Annotated in this window: 5 protein-coding genes; 2 read left to right on the top strand and 3 right to left on the bottom strand. The window is 46.0% G+C overall.

The window, feature by feature from the left end; genetic code table 11:
• A partial coding sequence (locus QAS77_RS10310; RefSeq protein WP_305065401.1) for a hypothetical protein occupies positions 1–818 on the bottom strand: 818 nt, incomplete at its 3' end.
• Between the two features lie 339 nt (positions 819–1,157).
• Here QAS77_RS10310 and QAS77_RS10305 point away from each other — a divergent pair.
• Complete coding sequence (locus tag QAS77_RS10305) at positions 1,158–1,751, top strand: TetR/AcrR family transcriptional regulator (protein WP_305065399.1); 594 nt, start codon at positions 1,158–1,160, stop codon at positions 1,749–1,751.
• Here the strand turns inward: QAS77_RS10305 and QAS77_RS10300 are convergent.
• Positions 1,684–2,994, bottom strand: a complete 1,311-nt coding sequence (locus QAS77_RS10300; protein WP_305065397.1) for an ABC transporter permease — start codon at positions 2,992–2,994, stop codon at positions 1,684–1,686. The genes QAS77_RS10305 and QAS77_RS10300 overlap by 68 nt on opposite strands.
• Positions 2,995–3,006: 12 nt before the next feature.
• Positions 3,007–4,236: a COG1361 S-layer family protein gene (locus tag QAS77_RS10295; protein ID WP_305065396.1), complete on the bottom strand. Its 1,230-nt coding sequence runs from the start codon at positions 4,234–4,236 to the stop codon at positions 3,007–3,009.
• Positions 4,237–4,589: 353 nt separating this feature from the next.
• Between QAS77_RS10295 and QAS77_RS10290 the strand changes: the two genes are divergently transcribed.
• Positions 4,590–5,318 (top strand): ABC transporter ATP-binding protein, encoded by a 729-nt coding sequence (locus tag QAS77_RS10290; protein WP_305065394.1) that lies wholly within the window; start codon positions 4,590–4,592, stop codon positions 5,316–5,318.
• The last annotated feature ends 47 nt before the right edge of the window (positions 5,319–5,365 follow it).

Genomic DNA, 5,365 nt, shown 5'->3' with positions numbered 1-5,365 from the left:
GGTATGACCATATGGTCAAAGCCCCACTCGTCCAGTTTGCGGTACAAAATGTCCGGGCTGGGTGCATTCTCATGGCAGTCTGGTGGCAGATCCCGGGTATTGACGGAGGTATCGCAGCCGGGCACCGCCTCGATATCGTCCAACAGCCGCACCATGCCCGCGTAGGCTTTCCAGTTCAAGGGGTCGATATATTTTACCGAGCCGCTCTGTCGGGCGCTGGCGAACACCCCAAGATCTTCCGGTGTTATGCGGGCGCTGATGGGGCGCAGGGGTAATTCATCGTCGGCAGTCCCGGGGAAAATAATATTCTTGTGGCCCCAGTGACGGTTGGCGTCGGAGTTCATCTGAGTCCACTCCCAGCCGGCAAATGCCACCAGGTCAGGATTAATGGGATTCGAACTGGCGTTACAGGCTCGCACAATGTCCTTGGTGGCTTGCCAGAATTTTGGCGTGAGGCCCTCAGCGTGATCATTGTAACTAAAGAAATCCAGCTTGCCGCAGTAGCGAGCGAAATCACAGGAGTCCGCCACAGTGTGCAAGCCCTGCCCACCCAACATGGGCAACTCCAGGGTCATGGCGTCGACGGAATACGTGCTGTGGACATGCAAGTCGCCGAACAAAATCTGCGGAACCCCTGGTTTACCCATCGAAGAGGCAGCGGTTTCTCGGGAGGCCTCGCGATGCTCTACCGATGCGGCGGGCAGGGCCTTGCCCATTATGGTGCCGGTGGGGTGCGGATCTCCACCACAGGCCGCCAGCAATGTCGCCAGTATGGGTGTTGCCAGTATTCGACCAGTTTGCCAGATGCCTTTTTTCATAATCAAATCTACCTGAAGTGGTTTTATTGCTGTTGGGCCATCGATCCCGCAGATGCATTGAGGGGGCAATACACCCCACCGGGGCTTCAATGGTGGTCATGGCGGTACCGCCCTCCACCACCGCCTTATGGAAGTCCAGCAACAGCTCGCCACGTTCGCCATCAGGGGTTTTGCCCTCGTAGGTGGCAGCCTTGATGATGCGGTTTTTCAATTCAAGCTGGGCCTACCTGACCGGTGAGAACACTTTATCCAGGGTCTCGCTCATGACTTTCCTTGAAAATGTAGTGACGCTGTAAATAATATGTAGTACTGTTGCATATGTCAACTGGAGATGGAGCAATGAGTAATCTTGCAGCCACGCGGCGAACACAGGCGGAACGCCGGGCGGAGTCGCGGCAGGCTGTGTTGGACAGCGCCTGTCGCTTGTTTGGAGAGAACGGTTACGCCGATACCTCGCTGGAGCAAATCTCCAGCGACTGCGGCTTGACCACACGTCCTATTTATCATTATTTCGGCAACAAGAAGGCATTGTTTGCCGCGGTCAACGAGGTGATGGAAGAGCGCATCCTTGCCAGCATGAAGATCGGCACGGCTGCGGACCACGGAGCGGGTATTCTTGCCAACTGGCGTGCATTTCTCGACTTGTGTGACGACCCCGCCTTCAGACGCATTGTGCTGCTGGACAGCCCCAATATTCTGGGTCGTGGGCGCTGGACCACCAGTGCGGTCAGCGAAAAAGCCCGCTCGGCGACGGACTATCGAGAGAACCTGGATTCCCTGCAACAGTATCGACTGGCTATGTTCAATCGGGTGGTTATGGGGGCCTTCACCGAGGCTGCGCTGATGATTGCCGAATCGGACGACATCAAAATGGCCCATAGAGAGGCGGAGCAATTGATGACCGAGCTATTTTCAGGGCGCAACAAAGGCTGATACCCCAAACACTACCAAGGCTTTTGAGGAGAGAAATATGTCCTGTGCGGCTGGAGGGCGAGGGCTCTTTTGATACACTCCATGCAGGAAGTGTTCCGGCTATCACTGATAGTGTAAGCATTGTAATTATGCTTTGAATAAGCAGCATGGAATCTATCACTGGCCTTATTTCCATGGTCTCGTAGAATACTACCGGATTTGCCTGGAAGTAAAACATGAGTGATAGATATAAGGCCAATCCTGCGATTATTCCTAAAGAAACATAGAATGTGCTAAGGAACGCATAGGACAATACTATTGATCTGGGGGTAATGCCTATTGCTTTTAAAATACCGATCTCTTTTTTCTTATTAAGTATGTTGATGTAGATAATGATAAGGATCAATGCAGCGCCCACGATCAAACTCACGAACTTTGACATGATATCTATGGCACCCATGCTTTGCATTGCCTGCTTTATTAGGGTCTCTGATTTATCAGCCCAGGTAAAGACCTGCTCATTCACTCCGGCTTCTCTGATCTTATCCTGGATATGTTCTTCAGTCCCCTGCTTGTCGATCCTTACAACTACACTGGTAGCTTTGCTTCCTTCCAGACCATATACTTCTTCTATCTCCTTGTAGTGAACCAGGGCATTAAGGTCAACAAGTTCGAATGTGCCTTCCATGATACCTTTGACCTTATAGGTCTTCTTTACGCCATTGCTGTACGTTACATCAACAAGAGACCCTACCTTAACTTCACCCAGGTTATCATATATCTCTGATCCGAAACCTGTACCTGCGATCATAGCACCGATGATTATCTCATCCCGGGAAAGCTCTCCCAGGAAATCCCCGTCAGTAATAATATATGGGTATTGTGATATTTCGTACTCTTCTGTGGGAAGCAGTCCTGTAACAGTTACTCCTACAACTTTCTGTTTATGATCGATCGACGCCCCTACATCGAGTCTCTTTGTTGCGGCCCTTACGCCTTCCACAGCCCGGACCTTCTTCAAGACGCTATCTGCATTGTTGATATAGGTGTTGTCGCCTGTTGGTTCAATAACAACATCCCCATAAGGGTAGTCCTGCATGAATCCAGTGAATAGAACGGTCATTCCTCCTATCATTGATGGGAGGAACACTAAGTTCATAAAAATGAGCGAGAGAACAAAGACTATGAACATCAGTGTTTTTTTGTTTCCTCTCTTTACACTGCTGGATGCAATAAGAGCCCCCACCCTGATATCGTTGATCATGTTGGAGACCTCTCATTCTTCTTTGTTGTCAGCAGAGCTATCACTGCCTTCCATTAACTGCTTGATTATCTCATCCTTTGACTTTTTCGTTCTGTAATTATTGTAGATCAGCCCTCCAATAACCGCTAAGACGATCAATACGATTGCAGCTGTTCCTGCTCCACTATTACTTTCCAGGACAATAATGTTGATCTTCGTATCGATCTGTTCTTCCCCAAAATCATCACTATACGTAATGGTCACAGGGATCTCGTATTCCCCTGCCTGATCAGCTATAAAAGTAATTACTGCAGGTCCGTCTTCATTTGGATCAAGAGTTCCTATAAAGGATTCTTTTAGTCCTTTGAACGGATGGTCAGCATAGACCCTTATTGAATTTATTGTCCTGTCACCAGAGTTTTCGATCCTCATGGTCAATTCCACAGTCTCATCCATGTAAGGAAGAACAGGATCGACCTTTACGGATGCAAGGTTCAAACTCCCTTTTTTATCAAGCACGGTTATTGTAATGTCATATTCATCCTTTTGCTTGCCAAAATCATCTTCATAATAAATAATGACAGGTATCTCGAACTCTCCTGACTGGTTTGCCTTGAATTTGAACAATGCAGTTTGAGTGCCATTCATGCCAAGAGTTCCAATTGTAGAATTCTTAATTCCTTTAAACTCATGATCCAGGCTAACTGATACAGACTTTGCTATTGCTTCCCCGAAGTTCTCTATGCCTAATCTTAAGTCAACTGTATCTCCCTCATAGATATATTCAGGACTGGTTGTGACAGAAGATATTCTTGGTTCAGCGTCTTCGCCTATTACTCTGATCTCAACTTCATAATATTTTGTTGTTTCCAACTCCATATTTGGATATGTTAATTTCATCTTTATGATATGAGGGCCAGGGTTGGCATCATTAGTTGTCCTCATGTGGTATACCAGGTGCCTTTCACTTGTACTATAAGATAATTTAGAAATTTTGGTAACAAGATCTTCTGTAACTATGATATCCGGAGGGATGCTGATTATCTCAAAGGTAATGTCTTCAGGAGCTTTAGACCCACAACTCTCAATATTAATTCCCAGGGTGAACTCTTCATCGATACCTATTGAACTAGGACTTATTTCCTGTATCTCTGCATTTACGCATATCTCACCAGAAGTTTGTGCTCCAGCAGTAGAGATCCCTGCTAAGATAACTGCAAAAACCAATAAGAGCAAATATATCAGTCTTGTATGCTGATTCATTCTTTATTCACCTCAGTTCGAACCTTTTCGATATATTCAATAAGATCTTTGAAAATCAAGTATAATGCAACCATTTGCCGATAACAATATTTGATTATTTTGAACATTTCTTAATATATACTCTTCCAACATTATATATAAAATATTACTGTAGTTGATTGTAACGTATGTTGCTATCGATTTCTTGATCTTGACCATAAAATAGGCTACTTTATGGTCATAATTTATAATAGCAGGCTTACGCTCGTTTGGTGAATTATTCAGTTCGATATGTCTTGTGGATGGCCTCATCCATAGACTGAACGGGTGTTTTCATCAAAACGTTAATTTATGCAGAACGCAATCTTATTCCGATGGATGCTATACTGTCTCTCAACAATGTCTCAAAGAAATTCGGTAATATGCCTGTACTAAAAGGCATTGATCTGGACATAAAGAAAGGGGAGTTCGTAGCTCTGCTGGGTGCTAATGGTGCAGGCAAGACAACCCTTGTAAAGATCATGTCAGCTCTATCCTCTCCTTCTGAGGGTACTGTAATGGTCAACGGCAAGGACATTTTAAACGATCAGGGCTCATTGAGGGGTATCATAGGCGTCATTTCCCATGAAACATATCTCTACAACGACCTGACCGCAGTAGAGAATCTGCGCTTCTTTGGACAGATGTATGGTATTGCCAGTGAGAATCTTGAAGCTCGTATAAATGGACTGTTGGAGCAGGTCGAGCTTGTTAAAAGAGCAGATGACCGTGTATCCACATTTTCCAGGGGTATGAAGCAGCGTCTCTCCATCGCAAGGGCACTTTTACATGAGCCTTCAATTCTTTTTCTGGATGAACCTTATACAGGACTTGACCAACACGCAGCCCACACATTTGAGAAGGTATTGCTGGACCTTGACCCAAAGGACACCACAAGGCTGATGATAACCCATGATATCAACAGAACGTACAACATGTGTGACCGTGTTATCATACTTGACAAGGGAAGTATTGTTTTCGACAGCCTTATGTCTGAAGTGGCCTCGGCAGAAGAACTGAGGGACATATACTCATCACACGTGGGTGACAATGATACTTTTTGATATGGGGTCAACATGATACGCATTCTTCATATTGCAGCAAAGGACCT

Origin of the sequence: Methanococcoides sp., from assembly GCF_030594565.1 — an archaeon.
Lineage (GTDB): Archaea > Halobacteriota > Methanosarcinia > Methanosarcinales > Methanosarcinaceae > Methanococcoides > Methanococcoides seepicolus.
Note: the sequence above shows the minus strand (reverse complement) of the source record. Positions and strands in the feature narration are given on the sequence as shown.